General features: G+C 69.2%; 14 protein-coding genes. 12 read left to right on the top strand and 2 right to left on the bottom strand.

What is annotated here, in order from left to right; translation table 11 throughout:
* Window positions 1-7 precede the first annotated feature (7 nt).
* The 3 genes from recF to manA all read left to right on the top strand — a co-directional run bounded on the left by recF (window position 8) and on the right by manA (window position 3,342).
* Window positions 8-1,333, top strand: a complete 1,326-nt coding sequence (recF, locus tag H590_RS16170; RefSeq protein ID WP_084149451.1) for a DNA replication/repair protein RecF — start codon at window positions 8-10, stop codon at window positions 1,331-1,333.
* The gene (locus tag H590_RS16165; RefSeq protein WP_084149450.1) at window positions 1,326-2,024 is read left to right on the top strand and encodes a DciA family protein; all 699 of its coding nucleotides are present in this window, start codon (window positions 1,326-1,328) and stop codon (window positions 2,022-2,024) included. Before recF ends, H590_RS16165 begins: the two co-directional genes overlap by 8 nt.
* A 106-nt stretch (window positions 2,025-2,130) precedes the next feature.
* Complete coding sequence (gene manA / locus H590_RS0110660; protein WP_028703551.1) at window positions 2,131-3,342, top strand: mannose-6-phosphate isomerase, class I; 1,212 nt, start codon at window positions 2,131-2,133, stop codon at window positions 3,340-3,342.
* Window positions 3,343-3,435: 93 nt separating this feature from the next.
* Here the strand turns inward: manA and H590_RS0110655 are convergent, their stop codons facing one another.
* Window positions 3,436-6,072, bottom strand: coding sequence for a glycoside hydrolase family 2 protein (locus H590_RS0110655; RefSeq protein WP_036982022.1), 2,637 nt, complete (start codon window positions 6,070-6,072; stop codon window positions 3,436-3,438).
* A 160-nt stretch (window positions 6,073-6,232) separates the two neighbouring features.
* Between H590_RS0110655 and H590_RS0110650 the strand changes: the two genes are divergently transcribed.
* The 4 genes from H590_RS0110650 to H590_RS0110635 all read left to right on the top strand — a co-directional run bounded on the left by H590_RS0110650 (window position 6,233) and on the right by H590_RS0110635 (window position 13,085).
* A complete protein-coding gene (locus H590_RS0110650) occupies window positions 6,233-7,240 on the top strand; it encodes an N-acetylglucosamine kinase (RefSeq protein WP_028703549.1) in 1,008 nt (335 codons plus the stop codon).
* Between the two features lie 402 nt (window positions 7,241-7,642).
* Window positions 7,643-9,676 (top strand): DNA topoisomerase (ATP-hydrolyzing) subunit B, encoded by a 2,034-nt coding sequence (gene gyrB, locus H590_RS0110645; RefSeq protein ID WP_172599475.1) that lies wholly within the window; start codon window positions 7,643-7,645, stop codon window positions 9,674-9,676.
* A gap of 114 nt (window positions 9,677-9,790) precedes the next feature.
* Window positions 9,791-12,430: a DNA gyrase subunit A gene (gene gyrA / locus H590_RS0110640; RefSeq protein ID WP_028703547.1), complete on the top strand. Its 2,640-nt coding sequence runs from the start codon at window positions 9,791-9,793 to the stop codon at window positions 12,428-12,430.
* Window positions 12,423-13,085 carry a DUF3566 domain-containing protein gene (locus H590_RS0110635; protein WP_414973622.1) on the top strand — a complete coding sequence of 221 codons (663 nt, stop codon included), beginning with the start codon at window positions 12,423-12,425 and terminating at the stop codon, window positions 13,083-13,085. The genes gyrA and H590_RS0110635 overlap by 8 nt, the downstream gene beginning before the upstream one ends.
* An 87-nt stretch (window positions 13,086-13,172) precedes the next feature.
* On the opposite strand, the gene H590_RS0110630 is transcribed toward H590_RS0110635, so the two are convergent.
* Window positions 13,173-15,065 carry a BglG family transcription antiterminator gene (locus tag H590_RS0110630; protein WP_028703545.1) on the bottom strand — a complete coding sequence of 631 codons (1,893 nt, stop codon included), beginning with the start codon at window positions 15,063-15,065 and terminating at the stop codon, window positions 13,173-13,175.
* A gap of 176 nt (window positions 15,066-15,241) precedes the next feature.
* On the opposite strand from H590_RS0110630, the gene H590_RS16160 reads away from it, so the two are divergent.
* The 5 genes from H590_RS16160 to H590_RS0110605 all read left to right on the top strand — a co-directional run.
* Entirely contained in the window at window positions 15,242-15,607 is a 366-nt protein-coding gene (locus H590_RS16160; protein WP_051238513.1) for a PTS sugar transporter subunit IIB, read from the top strand.
* On the top strand, window positions 15,604-17,232 hold the full coding sequence (locus H590_RS0110620; RefSeq protein ID WP_197720466.1) for a PTS mannitol transporter subunit IIBC: 1,629 nt from the start codon (window positions 15,604-15,606) through the stop codon (window positions 17,230-17,232). Before H590_RS16160 ends, H590_RS0110620 begins: the two co-directional genes overlap by 4 nt.
* The gene (locus H590_RS0110615; protein ID WP_028703543.1) at window positions 17,225-17,665 is read left to right on the top strand and encodes a PTS mannitol transporter subunit IIA; all 441 of its coding nucleotides are present in this window, start codon (window positions 17,225-17,227) and stop codon (window positions 17,663-17,665) included. Before H590_RS0110620 ends, H590_RS0110615 begins: the two co-directional genes overlap by 8 nt.
* Window positions 17,662-18,813, top strand: coding sequence for a mannitol-1-phosphate 5-dehydrogenase (locus H590_RS0110610; RefSeq protein ID WP_028703542.1), 1,152 nt, complete (start codon window positions 17,662-17,664; stop codon window positions 18,811-18,813). The genes H590_RS0110615 and H590_RS0110610 overlap by 4 nt, the downstream gene beginning before the upstream one ends.
* 226 nt (window positions 18,814-19,039) lie before the next feature.
* Window positions 19,040-19,275, top strand: a 236-nt coding sequence (locus tag H590_RS0110605) for a leucine zipper domain-containing protein (protein WP_028703541.1), incomplete at its 3' end; no start/stop codon positions are given.

Raw genomic sequence — 19,275 nt, 5'->3', positions numbered from 1 at the left:
CGTCCCGATGTTTGTCGAGCATCTGTCCCTCACCGACTTCCGGTCCTATGTCCGCGCCGACGTGCCCATGGCACCCGGCGTCACGACCTTCGTCGGCTCCAACGGCCAGGGCAAGACCAACCTCGTCGAGGCCGTGGAGTATCTCTCCCGGCTCTCCTCCCACCGGGTCCGCCAGGATCTGCCGCTGGTCCGGATGGGCTGCGACCAGGCGGTGGTGCGCGGCCGGGTGAGGGCCGGTCACGGCGACGACCGGTCCCTGCTGCTGGAGATCGAGATCAACGCCCACCGGGCCAACCGGGCCCGCATCAACCGGGCGAACCTGCCCCGCACCCGTGACCTGCTCGGGGTACTGAGGACGGTGGTCTTCTCCCCCAGCGACCTGGCCATCGTGCGCGGGGACCCCTCGGACCGCCGCGAGTTCCTGGACAGCCTGGTGATCACCCGCTGGCCCCGGATGGCCGGGGTGAAGGCCGACTACGAGCGGGTGCTGCGCCAGCGCAACGCGCTGCTGAAGTCGGTGTCGGGACGAGGCGCCTCCGCCGGGTCCGAGATCGGCGCCACCCTCGACATCTGGGACGACCAGCTGGCCACCATCGGCGCCGAACTGCTGTCGGCCAGGCTGGACACCCTCACCGCGGTGATGCCGCTGGCCTCGGCCGCCTACCGCGAGATCGCGCCGGTCAACGACCTGGCCAGCGCCGACTACCGGGCCAGCCTCGACCTCTCCCGGCTGTGGCAGCCCCCGGTCGCCGGGCAGGACCCCGGTGCTCCGGTCGACCGCACCCTGCTGGTCGAGGAGTTCCTCGACGCCCTGGCAAGACGCCGTCCGGACGAGTTGGTGCGCGGGGTCACCCTGGTCGGACCCCACCGCGACGACGTCATCCTGTCCATCGGCGACCTGCCCGCCAAGGGGTACGCCTCCCACGGCGAGTCCTGGTCCCTCGCCCTGGCGCTGCGCCTGGCCTCCTTCCAGCTGCTGCGCGCCGACGGCATCGAGCCGGTGCTGGTGCTCGACGACGTCTTCTCCGAGCTCGACGCCACCCGTCGCGACCGGCTGGCCGCCGCCGTCATTGACGCCGACCAGGTTCTGGTGACCGCGGCGGTCGCCCAGGACGTGCCGGCCCAGCTGGCCGGGGCGCGGTTCCACGTCGGGGGAGGAGAGGTGCACCCCGCCGACCAGCAGATGTCCCAGACTGTCAGTGGGTCCGACGACAATGGGACCCACAGCGACCAGTCCAGCAGCAGCGAGCCCAGCAGCACGACCACCAGTGGTGCCGAGCTCGACCCGGATGGACAGCACAGCGACGATGACGGGAGGAGGCAGGATGACTGACCCGACCACGCCCGAGGATCCACAGTCCACCAGCGCACCTCGTCACAGCGGGGGCCGCGTCGAGAGTCACAGCGAGCACCGGTCCGGGGGCCCCGATAGCACCGGAGACCCCGACCAGGCTCCCGACGAGTTCGACCTGGAGGCCCTGGCCGACCACGACGACGAGGGTGTCGACCTGGCTCGGATCATCGCCCTGTCGGCCAGGGGCGATCCGGCCGGAACCCCCCGGTCAGGGGCCGACCACGACGTCATCCTGCCCCCGCCGATGGGCATCCGACGCACCCGCAAGCGGCGTCGTCGTCGCTCCTCCCCCTGGTCGGGATCGGGACCCGACGGTCGCGACCCGGTCTCCCTCGGGACGGCGATGGATCGTCTCATCGCCGACCGCGGATGGTCCCGGCAGATCAGCCTGAGGGTCGTTCTGGAACGCTGGAGCGATCTCGTGGGGCCGGTCAACGCCCATCACTCCCATCCGATCGGCTACCGGGACAGCGTGCTCACAGTCCAGGCGGAGTCGACGGTGTGGGCCACCTCGCTGCGATCGATCGCTGCGAATCTGGTTGCCGAGCTCAACCATCAGCTGGGGGAGGGAACGGTCACCCGGGTGGTCGTGGAGGGACCCGCCGCACCCAGCTGGAAGCACGGGATCCGCAGCGTGCCCGGTCGGGGTCCCCGCGACACCTACGGCTGACGGCCCCCGACCCGACCGGTGAGATCGCCGTTTCTGTGTAGCCGGTGCGCACTCGTGGTTGACTCTGTCTGGGACCGGGACGGACCGGTCGACAAGGAGGGGTGGAATGCGGTCGCTGACCGGACGGGTCCAGCACTATGCGTGGGGTTCGACCGACGACATTCCACGGATCCTCGGCACTCCCCCCGACGGCGCCCCGTGGGCGGAGTACTGGCTCGGCGCACACGCCTCGGCCCCCTCGGCCCTGGACGACCCGCAGTCCGGTGAGGTCGGCTCGGGGGACGTCCTGGACGAGTACCTGGCCCGGCACGGCGAGGAGATCGGTGACGTCTCGCGCGCCACCTTCGGCGAGCGACTCCCCTACCTGGTCAAGATCCTGTCGGCAGCCCACTCGTTGAGCCTTCAGGCCCACCCCTCCCGGGCCCAGGCCCAGGCCGGTTTCGCCGCCGAGAATGCCGCCGGGATCCCCCTGGACGTCCCCGAGAGACTGTTCCGCGACGACTGGCCCAAGCCGGAGATGATCGTCGCCCTCACCGACTTCGACGCCCTCTCGGGATTCCGCGACCCCGCCGAGTCGCTGGCCCTGGTGGCGGCCCTCGGTCCGATGCCACTGGTCGACCAGGTCCTGGAGCCGCTGAGGCAGTCCGACCCGGCCACCGGCCTGGCCGCCGTGATCCGCGACTGCCTCACCGGATCGGACCGGGTCCGGGCCGCTCTCACACAGCTCCTCGACGCCGCCCGCAGCTACCGGGCAGACGGCGTCGGGCCCGCCGGGGAGTTCGCCAGGACCGCCGTCGACCTGGCCACAGACCACCCGGGGGATCCGTCCATCCTGGCCGCCCTGCTGATGAACCGTGTCCGGCTCAGCCCGGGCGAGCAGATCCACCAGCCGGCCGGCACCATTCACGCCTACCTCCAGGGCACCGGCATCGAGATCATGGCGAACTCCGACAATGTGATGCGCGGCGGCCTGACGGCCAAGCACGTCGACATCGACGCCCTGCTCACGATCGCCGATCTGGAACCGCATCCGGTGGTGCCCTCCCTGGCGCAGCCGTGCGCCCCGGGCATCGCCCTGTACCAGACCCCCTACCCCGAGTTCCGGCTGTGGCGGCTCACCCCGTCCGAACCGGTGGAGCTGCCCGACACCGAACGGGGCCGGATCCTGCTGGTCATCGAGGGATCCCTGGACTGCAGCGCCGGGAACCAGAGCCTCACCGTGACCGCGGGCGGATCGGCGTGGCTGGCCGCCGGGGAGAAGGTCGCCATCTGCGCGGCCCCCGACACGCTGGCCTTCCTCGCCGGCCCCGGCATCTGAGTCGCCGCCGAGTCAACCGACTCAGCCGACTCGACCGACTCAACACTGTGGCGACGCACCCGGCAGGCACCGGGGAGGCACGGGAACGCTGCTTCAGCGCCTGCGGCGGGCGGCCTCCAACAGGTCGTTGACGCTGCGCAGCCGCGGCCCTGCCGGCCGTGTCGAATCACCCGGTCGCGCCGAATCGAGGTGCAGGACCGCGGTCTGCCCGGGCAGCAGGGTGAGACGTCGTCGCCCGGAGGTGAGCACCGGGTCGCCCGGACCGCACAGCAGGCACAGATCCTTGACGAGGTTGTGCGCCGTCACGGTGATCATGGCCTCACCAGGGATGATGTCCAGATCTGCGGGTTCCAGGGCCAGATCGATGTCCCTGACGAACCACCACAGGGCTCGCCGGTCGCCCAGCTGCGCGACGATCAGCTCGCGGCTCGGGTCGGCGGGGGTGATGAGGCTCTGAGGCAGGGCGATCGTCAGATTGTCGCGCGGTCCGACCACCACCGGGGTGGTCAGTGAGTCCAGCACCCGCCCGCCCAGATCGCACCGTTGGACGCTGAGCGTCTGCTCCCAGGCAGATCCGGCCAGATTGCTGGCGACCACCGTGGGCACACCGCCCAGGCCGTCAGTCGTGCGCGGCTGGATGGTGAGGAAGTGGTCGTCGTAGAGGTCGCGCAGCGCGTACCAGAGCAGTTTGCGGCGTCCTCGGGAGTCGACCGCCGCCCACGAGCTCACCGGCCAGCAGTCGTTGAGCTGCCAGATGATCGATCCGGCGCAGCGCGGCCACCATGATCGGAACCAGGAGATCCCGCACTCGATCGCCCGGGCCTGGTTGAGCGAGGTGGTGAAGTGCCAGTCCTCGAAGTCGACCGGTCGGGGCAGATGAGGGGCGTAGCCGTCCTCGAGTTTCCGCAGCCCGTCGGCGGCCTTCTCGTGGAGGACCATCCCCGGACTGCTGGCAGTGAGCGGGTCGTCGTCCAGGTACTCGGCGAGGGTGGCCCGCTCGGCCGGCCCCTGGAAGCCGAACTCGGCGCAGAACCGCGGCACGGAGTCGCGGTAGTGGGTCTGATCCAGCTGGTTCCACACCTGCCAGGAGTGCACCGATCCATGATCGGGATTCCGCGGGTCCATCAGGTCGACCGGGTTGAAGGGAGAGGTCGGGGTGTAGGGACGGGTGCCGTCCCAGTGGGCCACGATCTCGGGCAGCAGCCGCGTGTAGTAGTCCAGCCCCCAGCTCTGGTCGGGGGCCAGATGGTCCTGCCAGCCCCAGTGGACGTACCCCTCGATGGTCTCGTTGGACCCGTTCCACAGGATGAGGCTGGGGTGGACGGACATCCGGATGACGTTCTCGACCGCCTCGGCCTCGACCTGGCGGGACAGCTCGGGCTCCTCGGCGTAGGCGGCGCAGGCGAACGGGAAGTCCTGCCAGATCATCAGGCCGACCTCGTCGCAGCGCTCGAGCATCCACTCGTCGGCGAACAGCCCGCCTCCCCAGATGCGCAGCACGTTCATGTGGGCGTCCAGGGCGTCGGCGATGCCGCGCCGGTAGTTCTGGTGGCCGATCCGGGAGACGAAGACGTCGTCGGGGATCCAGTTGGCCCCGCGCAGGAACAGGTCGCGGCCGTTGACGCGGACGGTGAAGCTGGTGCCGTGCTCGTCGGGCCGGGTGATCAGTTCGACGCTGCGGAAGCCGACCCGGCGGCTGCGCCGGTCGAGCACCCTGCCGTCCGGAGAGATGAGGGAGACGTCGACCCGGTAGAGCGGCTGGTCACCCTCCCCGACCGGCCACCACAGCCGGGGGTCTGGGGCCTGGAGGGTGACGTCGTCGGCCCCGGTCAGCCGGTGGCGGGCGGTGGCGAGGGTCCGGCCCTGGGGGTCGGTGAGGCAGACGTCGACAGTCAGGTCGGCCGTTGCCAGGGTGGCTGCCGGGTCGAGGTCGACGAACGGCTGGACGCGGACGGTCCCGACCTGACCGCCGGCCCCGGGTGCCACAGCCGCCACCACGCTGAGCGGGTCCCGCAGCCGTGCGGTGCGCCAGCGGATCAACTGCACCGGCCGGAACAGCCCGGAGGTGGCCAGGTCGGGACCCCAGTCCCAGCCGAAGTTGCAGGCCATCTTGCGGATCGCGTTGAAGGGATGGGCGTTACCGGTCTGGGGCCGGTCGCCGATCCGCCGGGCCGCCTCCCGGGCCGCGGTCACCGGGGCATGGATGACGACGTCCAGCACATTGCAGTCAGGGGCCCCGGTCTCGGCAGGGCTGCCACCGGCGTCCTGCGGGAGGCCGGGACGCAGCAGGTCGGTGACGTCGAAGTCGTAGCTGCGGTGCATGTCGGCGACCCGGCCCAGCAGGGTGCCGTTGAGGACGATGTCGGCCACCGTGTCGACCCCCTCGAACCGCAGCGTGACACGTTCGGAGGGCCCGGCCGTCTCGTACGCCTCGGATGACTCGGAGGTCGGCTCGAATGGTTCGGACGGCGTCCGAGGAGGGGTTCCCGCAGGGGTCGCGAAGCGGCACCGGTAGCGGACATCGGACAGCCCGATCCAGTCGGTGAGGTGCTCATTGGTGCCGTGGAAGGGATCGGCGATGAGCCCGGCCTCGAGCAGGTCGGTGTGCACGCACCCGGGAACCCGGGCGTCGATCTCCTCGATGGGGAACGGGGCCGGAGCCCCGCCCAGATGGCTGAGGGTCCAGCCGCTGTCCAGAACGGTGACATGAGGGAGATCGCCGGATGACATGGGACCGAGTATGGCCGCACCGCACCGCCAGTCGTGCAGATCCCGCTCCCAGATCCCAGGAATGCTCATCTCGGGCGTGCGATGGCGGAAGAATGGATGCGGCCGTCGACACGAGACGTCGACACGAGGGCCGGGATCGGACACGGAGAGGTGAACGACGATGAGTGAGCTACTGGCCATCGACTGCGGGCAGAGCGGTTCGCGGGCGCGCCTGATGAGTGCCGGGAGAACGGTCTCGGAGACCGAGTACGGCCCGGTGTTCACCCAGAGCGCGCTGGAACCCCAGCTGGCCGAACTCATCGGCCGGGCCGCAGGCGACCTGCCGGAGGGCACCGAGAACCTCACCGTGGCGGTGGGCTCCTCGGGATGGTCCGACGACGCCGAGCCGGCCGAGGTGGGCCGCCTGGTCGACAGCGACCGGGTGAGCGAGGTGATCCTCGCCCACGACTCGGTGACGAGCTACCTCGGAGCCCTGGCCCAGAACGCCGAGGGCGGGGCCAGCGACGTCAGCCTGGGCGCGGTGGTGGCCTCGGGCACCGGGGTGGTCACCCTGGGCGTCGGCGAGCACCGGGTCGCCCGGGTGGACGGATGGGGATACCTCTTCGGAGACGCCGGGTCCGGGTTCTGGATCGGCCGGGCCGCCATCGATGCGGTCCTGAGGGCCTACGACGGACGCGGCCCCCGGACCGCCCTCACCGAGCGGGTGACCAGCGAGTTCCCCGACCTGTCGACCCTCTACCTCCAGGTCCAGGCCGACCCCGGGAAGGTGAGCCGGGTGGCCCGCTACGCCAGGATCACCGCCGAGCTGGCCGCCGAGGACCCGGTGGCCGCCGGCATCTGCCGGGACGCCGGGCACACCCTGGCGGACTCGGTGCTGGCCGCCCTGCGGGTGGTCGGGCTCACCGAGCAGAGCGCAACCCGGACCCCGGCCCCAGCTGTCACCCGCGCGGTCGGGACCCCGTCGGTGGCCCGGGTGGGCAAGGTCTTCGGCTCCGAGGTGGTGCGCCAGGCCTTCGACGAGCACCTGACCCGCACCGTTCCCGGGGTGCGGATCGTCGAGCACCCCGGGACCGCCCTGGACGGTGCCGGCCGGCTGGCCGGTCTGCCGGTCACCTCGGCCCTGTACCCGGCGGTGCGACGGGTCGGGATCCGACCCATCACCGGGTGAGCGCCACACCAGCGAGCCGGTACCAGCGATCCGGTGAATGGAGACCCGGTGATGGAGGAGCACCGGACCGGTGACCCCTCACCGCGGGCCGGCTCTCCCGCGATCCCCGGTGTCGCGGTCTGGACCCCCGGAGTCGGCCCGGGAGTCCAGACCGGGGGTCGCGCGACTCTCAGCGGCACTCACGGCGTCCTGAAGTGGGGCCCACCCCGCGAAGGGCCGCGCTGAGCGGCGGGGCCGAGGGGATTTCGGGGGTGAGGAGGAGTAGAGTGGGGCCGATGTCAGGGAAACCGCTCGCGCGGATCTCCCGACGCCGAGAGATCCTCTCTCCGATCATCCCGATCACACAGGAGCGCGTTGCCCGTGAGCCAGTCGCCGAAGCCCGAACCGTCGTCCGACCCAGAGATGAGTGAACTCCTGGTGGACGACACCCCCACCGCTGACGGCGCACAGGCCGACACCACACCCGACGACATCACCCCCACGATGGTCGACGGCGCCTACGACGCCGAGCAGATCCAGGTCCTCGAGGGCCTGGAGGCGGTCCGCAAGCGCCCCGGCATGTACATCGGGTCGACCGGCGAGCGCGGCCTGCACCACCTGGTCTACGAGATCGCCGACAACTCCGTCGACGAGGCACTGGCCGGATACTGCGACAAGATCTCCATCGAACTGCTCGACGGCGGCTGGTGCCGGGTGGTCGACGACGGCCGCGGCATCCCGGTCAAGGAGCACCCCGTCGAGCACATCCCCACCGTCACCCTGGTGCTCACCGTGCTGCACGCCGGCGGCAAGTTCGGCAACGGCGGCTACAAGGTCTCCGGCGGCCTGCACGGCGTCGGCTCCTCGGTGGTCAACGCGCTGTCGAGCCACTACATCGTCGAGGTCCGCCGCGACGGCCACCGCTGGCGCCAGGCCTTCACCCTCGGCGAGCCCGACGCCCCACTGGAGATGCTCGAGGAGACCGACGAGACCGGCACCACGACGACCTTCCAGCCCAGTGCCGACATCTTCGACACCACGGTCTTCGACTACGAGACGCTGGCCACCCGGTTCCGCGAGTACGCCTTCCTCAACAAGGGCCTGTCGATCTCGCTGACCGACCGCCGCGAGGGCCGGGTCGGCGAGGACGGCGAGCCGCTGCACGACGAGTTCTGCTACAAGCGGGGCCTGCAGGACTACGTCCGCTTCCTCACCGGCCCCAAGGACGTCATCAACCCCACCGTGATCTCCCTGGAGGAGCACCGCCCCGACGAGGGGATGGGCCTGGAGATCGCGATGCAGTGGAACACCTCCTACGCGACCAGCGTCCACACCTTCGCCAACACCATCAACACGATCGAGGGAGGCACCCACGAGGAGGGCTTCCGGGCGGCGCTGACCGGCACCGTCAACAAGTGGGGCGAGACCTGGGGCCTGATCAAGAAGCGCGAGGACCGGGTCTCCGGAGACGACATCCGCGAGGGCCTGACCGCCGTCCTGTCGATCAAGCTCACCGAGCCCCAGTTCGAGGGCCAGACCAAGACCAAGCTGGGCAACACCGAGGCCCGCTCCTTCGTCCAGAAGGTGCTCAACGAGAGGCTGTCGGACTGGTTCGAGGAGAACCCGAACGAGGGCAAGAACATCGTTCGCAAGTCCCAGGCGGCCGCCCAGGCCCGGGTGGCGGCCCGCAAGGCCCGCGACATGGCCCGCAACCGCAAGGGCCTGCTCGGCTCGACCTCGCTGCCCGGCAAGCTCAAGGACTGCTCCTCCACCGATCCCGAGGAGTGCGAGATCTTCATCGTGGAGGGCGACTCCGCCGGTGGCTCGGCCTCCCAGGGCCGCGACCCGATGATCCAGGCGATCCTGCCGCTGCGCGGCAAGATCCTCAACGTCGAGAAGGCCCGACTGGACCGGGCGCTGAGCTCGGAGACCATCGAGAGCATCATCAACGCCCTGGGCACCGGCGTCCACGAGGAGTTCGACCTCGACAAGCTGCGCTACCACAAGATCATCCTGATGGCCGATGCCGACGTCGACGGGGCCCACATCCGGACCCTGCTGCTGACCCTGCTGTTCCGGTTCATGCGCCCGATCATCGACGCCGGCCACGTCTACCTGGCCCAGCCGCCGCTGTTCAGGCTGCGCTGGACCAACTCCGCCCATGAGCTGGCCTACTCCGACGAGGAGCGCGACGCGCTGCGCGACGACGGCATCGCGCACGGCAAGAAGCTGCCCCAGGTCAACCCGATCCAGCGGTACAAGGGCCTGGGCGAGATGGATGCCGAGGACCTGTGGGACACCACCATGGACCCCGAGAAGAGGCTGCTGCTCCAGGTGACTCTGGAGGACGCCTCGATGGCCGACCAGATGTTCTCCATCCTGATGGGAGAGGACGTCGAGCAGCGCCGCCACTTCATCCAGCGCAACGCCAAGGACGTCCGGTTCCTCGACATCTGAGGAGGACGCCCCTCGCGAGGCCGCCCGCCCCCTCCGGAGGGGGCCCGCGGCAGGGGGCAGGGGTCGCCGGCCCTTTATCAACAACTTCATGCATGATCACTGACAAGGAATTCCATGGCTGACGACGAGACCGGTCCCGATGAGCAGAACCAGGCCGACACCCAGGGCCTGGTGACCGGACGCCACACCGGCGTCCAGCCCGTCGAGATCCGCGACGAGATCCAGAACGCCTACCTCGACTATGCGATGAGCGTCATCGTCGGGCGCGCCCTGCCCGACGTCCGCGACGGCCTCAAGCCCGTCCACCGCCGCGTCATCTACGCCATGTACGACTCCGGCTACCGACCCGACCGCGGCTGGAACAAGTGCTCCCGCGTCGTCGGGGACGTGATGGGCAAGTACCACCCGCACGGCGACTCGGCGATCTACGACACCCTGGTGCGGCTGGCCCAGCCCTGGGCGATGCGCTACAAGCTGGTCCAGGGGCAGGGCAACTTCGGCTCCCAGGGCAACGACGGGGCCGCGGCGATGCGGTACACCGAGTGCAAGATGGCGCCGCTGGCGATGGAGATGGTCCGCGACATCGACCAGGACACCGTCGACTTCCAGCCGAACTACGACAACAAGGAGACCGAGCCGATCGTCCTGCCGGCCCGGTTCCCGAACCTGCTGGTCAACGGCTCGAGCGGCATCGCGGTCGGAATGGCCACCAACATCCCGACCCACAACCTGCGCGAGGTCAACGAGGCCGTCCAGTGGTCCCTGGCCCATCCCGAGGCGAGCCAGCAGGAGCTGCTGGAGGCCGCGATGGCCCGCATCAAGGGGCCCGACTTCCCCGGCGGGGCGCTCATCGTCGGCCGCCAGGGGATCGAGGACGCCTACCGCACCGGGCGCGGCTCGGTGACCATGCGCGCGGTCATCGACATGGAGGAGGACAAGGCCGGCCACCAGTGCCTGGTGGTCACCCAGTTGCCCTACATGTGCAACCCGGATAACCTGGCCCAGAAGATTGCCGACCTGGTGAACTCCGGGCGGATCAACGGGATCGCCAACATCCGCGACGACTCCTCGGCCCGTACCGGCCAGCGGCTGGTCATCATCCTCAAGCGCGACGCCCAGCCGCGGGTGGTGATGAACAACCTGTACAAGCATACCGCTCTGCAGGACACCTTCGGCTGCAACATGCTGGCCCTGGTCGACAACGTCCCCCGGACCCTGCGACTCGACCAGTTCATCAGCTACTGGATCACCCACCAGCTCGAGGTGATCCGGCGCCGGACCGCCTACCGGCTCTCCCAGGCCGAGAAGGACGCCCACATCCAGCGCGCCCTGGTCAAGGCTCTCGACATGCTGGACGAGGTGATCGCCCTCATCCGGCGCTCCCCCAACACCGAGACGGCCTCGGCCGGACTGCAGCAGCTGCTCGACATCGACGAGGTGCAGGCGCGCGCCATTCTCGACATGCAGCTGCGTCGACTGGCCGCCCTGGAGCGCCAGAAGATCATCGACCGGCTGGCCGATCTGGAGCGTCAGATCGCCGACTTCAAGGACATCCTCGCCCACGAGGCCCGCCAGCGCGAGATCGTCTCCACCGAGCTCGCCGAGATCGTCGACAAGTACGGCGACGACCGGCGCACCCGGATCATCGCCGCCGACGGGGACTTCTCCGAGGAGGACTTCATCCCCGACGAGGACGTCGTCGTCACCATCACCCGCGGCGGCTACGCCAAGCGCACCCGCACCGACCTGTACCGGGTCCAGAAGCGCGGCGGCAAGGGGGTCAAGGGGGCTGCCCTCAAGGCCGACGACGAGGTGGCCCAGCTGTTCGCCACCACCAACCACCAGTGGCTGCTGTTCTTCACCAACATGGGCCGGGTCTACCGGACCAAGGTGTGGCAGCTGCCCGAGGCCGGCCGGGACGCCCGCGGCGGCCACGTCGCAGGTCTGCTGAGCTTCCTGCCGGAGGAGCACATCACCCAGGTGATGACGCTGCGCGGCTACGACGACCGGCCCTACCTGCTGCTGGCCACCCGGCGCGGACTGGTGAAGAAGACCGTCCTGTCCGCCTACGACTCCCCGCGGTCGGCCGGCGTCATCGCGATCAACTTCCGCACCGAGGACGACGAGCTGATCGGCGCCGAGCTGTGCGGACCCGATGACGACGTCCTGCTCATCTCCCGCAAGGGCCAGGCGATCCGGTTCGCCGCCTCCGACGACCAGTTGAGGCCGATGGGGCGGGCCACCTCGGGAGTCACCGGGATGAAGTTCCGCGGCGACGACGAGCTGCTGTCGATGTCGATCATCTCCGCCGACATGCCCGAGGACGACCGCTTCGTGGTGACCGTCACCGACGGCGGGTTCGCCAAGAGGACGGCCGTCTCGGAGTACCGGCGCCAGGGCCGCGGCGGCCTGGGCATCAAGGCGATGGCGCTGTCGGAGGACCGCGGTTCGCTGGTCGGCGGGCTGGTGGTCAGCGAGGCCGACGAGGTCATGGCGATCAAGAACTCCGGACAGGTCACCCGTTCCCAGGTGGCCGAGATTCCCGTCAAGGGCCGCTCGACGATGGGTGTGAAGTTCGTCTCCGTCAAGGGCAAGGACGCCGTCTCCCTCATCGCGCTCAACCCGGAGCGCGAGGACGATGAGGAGACCGACACCACGCCCGCCGATGGCACGGTGCCCGACTCCGAGCAGGATCACGGTAGCGTGGGCACCGACCAGGACGGCGTCGCAACTGGAGAGGACGACGGTGAGTGACTTCAGGACGCGGGTGAACCCCCGAAAAGACCCGGGTGGGAACGACCTCGACGCGACGCACTGGACCGCCAAGGACGCCCGGGAGAGCTTCGGACCGGGCCCCTCGAACCAGTCCGGACCGGTTCCGCCGGCCCAGAACCAGGGCGCGCAGGGCCCGGCCGCACAGAGCTCGGTTGGACAGAATCAGGCCGCGGTCTCCGGGGCCTCGGCCGCCGGCGTCCAGTCGGCCCCGAGCAGTCCGGTCCAGGCCCCTGCCGGCCGGACCGCCGCCGCGGGACTGCGCAGGACCCGCAAGGCACGGCTGAGGATCTCCCGGATCGACCCGTGGTCGGTGATGAAGACCTCGCTGCTGTTCGGCGTCGCCGGAGCGATCATCTTCTTCATCGCGGTGTGGGTGGTGTGGGGCGTGATCGGCGCCTCCGGTGCCTTCGACTCGATGAACAAGGCCGTCAACGACCTCATCGCCTCGCCCACCTCCCAGGAGCAGTTCCAGCTGTCCGACTACCTCAACACCGGTCGGGTGCTGGGTCTGACGGCGATCATCGGTGCGATCGACGCGGTGCTGTTCACCGCTCTGGCCACCCTGTTCAGCTTCCTGTACAACCTGGCCGCCCAGGTCATGGGGGGCCTGGAGGTCACCCTCGCGGAGGACTGATCGGCCCGCTTCGACGTCGGCCGGCCCCGGGACTGCCTGGGGCCGGCCGACGTCGCTGTGTGCGGCCCCGGCGCAGCGCCCTCGGACTCAGGAGTCGAGGATCGCGGTGAGCTCGGCGATGAAGGCCTGGAACGAGGTGGCCTGCTCCACGATCCGCCGCAGGTTCGAACCGTCTGAGAACACCGCGATGAACTGGTCGAAGAAGGTCTGGAAGTCGGACCGGGAGTCCGAGCTGAAGGCCACGAAGGCAGCCACATTCACCCTCTTGCCGCCCCACGGGATGCTGGACCCGTTGATGGCAACCGCGATCACGGTCCGCCGGGCCGACATCTCGAGGGCGTGCGGGACGGCCAGCCCGTCGGCGAACACCGTCGAGGACAGCCGTTCGCGCTCCAGGGCGCCCGCGACGTACTGCGAGGTGATGGCACCGGCCGCCACCATGCGGTCCCCGAGCATCCGGATCGTGTCGTCGGCGCCCGTCAGCGGCGCGTCCCGGACGAACAGCGACTCGTCGAAGTAGGCCAGCAGGTTCTCCTTGATGGCCCGGCGGCGTCGCGTCGTCCGGATCCGGGGGAGGGCGCCGCGCACCCGGTCCGCGTCGGCCGGCGAGAAGAAGGGTTTGATCACCAGGGCCGAGGGCGAGGGCACCGGCGGCTCGATGGTCGTCAGGACGAGGTCGGTGCCCAGACGGTCCCAGTCCACATCGGTTCTGGCGATGAGCATCTTCACGTCGAGGACGTCCCCGAGCATCACCTGCACCCGGTCTCGCAGTGTGGTCTGCAGGTCGTAGTAGGTCGGGCAGACGATCGTGCAGGTGACCCGCTCCTCGGCCTGGGCGCGCTCCGACAGGTAGGCGCCGATGTGCAGTGCGATGTAGGCGATCTCGTCGTCGTTGAAGGTCACGCCGAGCCGCTTCTGCAGGCCTCGGGCCACGTACACGCTCAGCTCGTAGGTCATCGGGTAGGAGGTCTTGATGGAGCCGGCCAGCGGGTTGCGGGAGTAGGCGCGCTGACTGGCCCGACGCAGCAGACTGCGCACGTGCAGCGCGAACCGGTTGATGAACTCGTCATCCGACAGGTCGATGAGGTACTCCCGCCCGACGTCCTCGATGACCGAGCGGACGACCGCCACGATCTTCGGGTCGAGGTAGGAGCGCCCGGCGTCATTGAGCAGGGGGGTGATGGCGTGCACGGCGAGCAGGGAGGGCAGGTACTCGAGGTCGTCGCCGCTGAGGGCGACGTCGAAGTGCTGCGCCGTGAGCCCGGCGATGATCCTGGCCACCGGGTCATCCGGGACGGCCTCGGCCTCCTCGGCGACGGGAGCCTTCCTGGTGCGGTCGACCGCGATCGCGATGTGCAGCAGGGCGCTGTCGATGCCGAAGTCGTTCACGTAGTAGCCGGCCTCGCGCAACGCGGAGACCAGATCCGTCTTGAACTCGGAGAGGTGATCGGGCACGAACTCCCGCTGAATGGCCTCCAGTCCCACGACGCCGTGCTCGGTCTCGTCGTGGAACATCCGGCTCAGCAGTCGGCGCTTGGCCCGTTCCCCGCCCGCCAGGGCGACGATGCTGCCGGACCGCGACAGCCCCAGGCCCTCGGGCAGGATGCGGCGGACGCGGCCCAGATCGGACTCGACGGTGGAGTCACTCACGGCGAGCTCGCCCGCGAGCTCGTAGAGATCGACCCCGTCGTCGCTGTCGACGAGCGTGCGCACCAGGTCGTAGAGCCGCTGACGGGGGGTCGCCGCCTCACCGGCGGACAAGGACTCGCGGTAGACCGCGTAGGCGGCGGCGTTGAGCCGGTAGCCGCGCGGGCTCGACTCGATGATCTCGTGGTTGCGGGAGTGCCGATTGATCGACGCCACATAGTTCCTGATGGAACGCCTGGTGACTCCCAGGGCATCGGCCAGAGAGCTGCTGGTCGTCCATGCCTCGGCACGACCGAGACGCTCGACCAGTTGCTGTTCCCGTTCCTGGTTCACGACCGCGCCCCCGTCGTTGCCGACCTTCGGCGGATGCCCATCTCGTGGGACCTTCCTTGGCCCGTCGCCATTCCAATAGTGCCATGGGCCACGCAGCGGATCTTCCTCGGGTGCGGAAAGAGACGTGTTGGTCGTGACCTCTTGTCGCAGGCCAATATGTCATCAGGAGGGAATCGATGGCAAAGGTTTCGACGAATGGTGCGCGCCGGATCGTGATCGTGTGCGGTCTGGGCGCCTCCAGTGCGTTCGTCGCACACCGGGTGCGCCACGCCGCAGGCGAGGCGGGCCTGGCGGTGGTCGTGACTCCGTGCGCCCTGACCGAGCTCGAGGATCGCGTCGTCGATGCCGACGTCGTCCTGGTCGCCACTCACCTGTCGGCCCATCTGGATGAGATCCGGGACGCCGCGGCCCGCCATGGCGCGACGGTCGCGGTACTGCCCGAGTCCACCATGCACGGCGGTGACGGCCACGAGGTTCTGCCGTTGATAGCTGCCGCCGACTCCCATCAGGAACACCGTCACTCACAGGAATCGAGTCAATGATGACAACAGAAGTCAGTCCGCCGGCCCAGTCCGGCCTGAAGAGAGCCCAGGTCGGCGCCCAGAAGTTCGGCACCTTCCTGTCCGGCATGGTCATGCCGAACCTGCCGGCCTTCGTCGCCTGGGGCCTCATCACCGCCCTGTTCATCGCCACCGGATGGGCCCCGAACGGGATCCTCGGTGGATTCGGCAATGCCGACCTGATCGGCTGGCAGGGCGCGGCGACGACGCTGGCCAAGGCCGCCAACGGCGCGACCTTCACGCAGTACGTCGGTCTCGTCCAGCCCATGATCACCTATCTGCTCCCGCTGCTCATCGCGAACTCCGCCGGCCGTATCGTCTACGGCGAGCGGGGCGGTGTGGTCGGCAGCATCGCGACCGTCGGCGTCATCGTCGGCAGCACCATCCCGATGTTCATGGGCGCCATGGTCGTCGGTCCGCTGGCCGCCTGGATCATGAAGAAGATCGACAGCATCTGGGACGGCAAGATCAAGCCCGGCTTCGAAATGCTGGTCAACATGTTCTCGGCCGGAATCGTGTCCGCCGGGCTGTCGGTGGCGGCATTCTTCGGTGTCGCGCCGCTGGTGACCCAGGTGAGCTCGTGGTTGGGATCTGGTGCGGCATGGCTCGCCAGCCACCAGCTGCTTCCCGTCCTGGCGGTCATCGTCGAGCCCGCCAAGGTGCTGTTCCTCAACAACGCCATCGGTAACGGCGTCCTCGTCCCGCTGGCCACCCAGCAGACCATCGAGGCGGGCAAGTCCCTGCTCTTCCTCGTCGAGTCGAACCCCGGCCCCGGCCTCGGCATCCTGATGGCCTACACCTTCTTCGGAATCGGCGCCGCGAAGGCGTCGGCCCCCGGTGCAGCGGTGATTCAGTTCATCGGTGGCATTCACGAGGTGTACTTCCCCTACGTGCTCATGAAGCCGACCCTCATCCTGGCGGCCATCCTCGGTGGCGCCACCGGCATCGCGACCAACGCGGTGTTCGGCAGTGGCCTGAGGGCGCCTGCCGCCCCCGGCAGCATCATCGCCGTCATCGCCCAGACGCCGCGCGGCAGCTTCATCGGCGTCATCCTCTCGGTCGTGCTGGCCGCAGCCGTGTCCTTCATCGTGGCGTCGGTCATCCTGCGGGCCTCCCGCCGTCGTGACCTCGGCGCGGGCAAGACGGGCGACCTCAGCGCCGCCATCGCCCAGACCGAGGCCAACAAGGGCGGCAGCATCGCCGTCCTGGGCAACCTGGGAGACCAGAAGTCCGAGGACGCGCAGACCGGTTCCCCGGCCGCCGCGGCCGCCGGTCCCGTCGCAACCGCAGAGCCCTCGATGGCCTCGGTGCACAAGATCATCTTCGCGTGCGACGCCGGCATGGGCTCGAGTGCGATGGGTGCCAGCGTGCTGCGCAGTAGGCTCAAGAAGGCTGGTGTCGAGGGCGTCACGGTCACGAACCTTGCGGTGGCGAGCCTCTCCGATGACGTCGACCTGGTCATCACCCAGCGCGAGCTCACAGACCGGGCCAGGCAGAAGGCGCCCAGTGCAAAGCATCTGTCGGTGGACAATTTCATGAACAGCCCCGTCTACGAGACCGTCGTGACGGAGATCAAGGAAGCCCAGGAGGCTGAGTCCCATGAGTGAGATCCTTTCGCGCGACCTCATCATTGCGTCCGGAACCGCGTCGACGAAGGAGGACGCCATCCGTGAGGCCGGCGGCCTGCTCGTCAGGGCGGGCGCCGTGTCCGAGGAGTACGTCGATGCCATGGTGGAGCGTGAGCACACGGTGTCCACCTTCATGGGCAACCACCTCGCGATTCCGCACGGCACCAATGAGGCCAAGGAGAAGATCGCGCACTCGGCGATCTCCCTGGTGCGCTACGCCAACCCGATCGACTGGGGAGACGGCAATCCGGTCCGGATCGTCGCTGGCATCGCGGGGGTCAACAACGAGCACCTCACCATCCTGTCGAAGATCGCGATCATCTTCTCCGACGAGGACGAGGCGCAGAAGCTGCTGGACGCCCCTGATGCCGACGGGATCTACCACATCCTCGAGGGAGTGAATGCAGAATGAGCAAGAAGGCAGTTCACTTCGGAGCCGGAAACATCGGGCGCGGATTCATCGGTCTGCTGGAGCACGAGGCGGGCTACGAGGTCGTCTTCGCAGACGTCAGCGCGGCTCTCATCGACGCCCTCAACGCGCAGCCGAGCTACCGCGTGCACGAGGTGGGAGAGTCCGGCCACGACCACACGGTCACCGGCTACCGGGGGATCAACAGCGCCGAGCACGAGGACGACCTGGTCCACGAGATCGCCACGGCCGACGTCGTGACGACCGCCGTCGGCCCGACGATCCTGCGGTTCGTGGCTCCGGTCATCAACCGCGGCATCGAGTCCCGCGATCCGTCGGCGGCACCGTTGGCGGTGATGGCCTGCGAGAACGCCATCAATGCCACCGATGTGCTGGTCGGCGAGATGAAGAAGGCGGCCGGGGACTGGCAGACCATCGCGAGTCGCGCGGTGTTCGCCAACACCGCCGTGGACCGCATCGTCCCGGCCCAGGATCCCAATGCGGGTCTGGATGTGGCCGTCGAGCCGTTCTTCGAGTGGGCCGTGGAGCAGCCTCCGTTCGGTGACGAGGTCCCGGATCTGCCCGGTGCCACCTTCGTCCCCTCGCTGGCCCCCTACATCGAGCGCAAGCTCTTCACCGTCAACACCGGCCACGCGACGGCCGCCTACGCAGGTTTCGCGGCGGGTCACCACAGCATCGCCGAGTCCCTCGCGGACCCGGCCGTGGCCGACCTCGTCAAGCGGGTCCAGGCCGAGACGTCGACCCTTCTCAGCCGGCGCCACGGGCTCGATCCCGATGACCTGGCGCGCTACCGGGAGAAGATCCTGAACCGGTTCGCCGAGCCCGCCCTGCCCGACACCGTCGAGCGGGTGGGACGTCAGCCGCTGCGCAAGCTGTCGGGCCCCGAGCGGTTCATCGGACCCGCGGCGGCACTGGCGGAGGCCGGCCTGCCGGTCGACGCCCTCGTCGAGGCGGTCGGGAAGGCTCTCCAGTTCGATGTGCCCGAGGATCCGCAGAGCGTCGAGCTGCAGAAGCTGCTGGCAGATCTCGAGCCCGGTGAGTTCGTCACCCAGGTCACCGGCCTTGGCTCCGACCACCCGCTGTTCGGGGCGCTGACCGCGGTCGTCGCCGATCGTCAGGCCAACCTGTAACGGCTCTGCGAGCGGCATGTGAGGGAGGACCGGGCTTTCCAGCCCGGTCCTCCCTGTCTTCCCGGCCCGGTGCGGCTTGGTGAGGCCCGGTGCGGCTTGGTGGGCCCAGGGAGCTCGTGCTGGCCTAGGTGTACTTCCCCGGGACGTTGTGAACAGTTGAGCTGAGGGGGGAGGCCTCCGGCAGGATGTGGGTTACCACACACGCATCCAGGAACCGGAGGCCTCTGTGACCCACGCTAACGCACCCCTGACCCCCGCTGGAAGGCTCCGGCTGGCCGCCTGCATCGTCGACGACGGCTGGCCCCTGAGACGGGCTGCTGAGCGCTTCCAGGTGAGTCCGGCCACCGCGAAACGCTGGGCCGATCGCTATCGTGCCGGCCAGCCGCTGATCGATCACTCCTCCCGGCCGGCTCACAGCCCCAACCGGTTGTCGCGGAGCACCGAGCACCGGATCGTCGGGCT

It is taken from the genome of Acidipropionibacterium jensenii DSM 20535 (assembly GCF_000425285.1).
Lineage (GTDB): Bacteria > Actinomycetota > Actinomycetes > Propionibacteriales > Propionibacteriaceae > Acidipropionibacterium > Acidipropionibacterium jensenii.
This window is presented reverse-complemented; position numbering and strand designations above follow the sequence as displayed.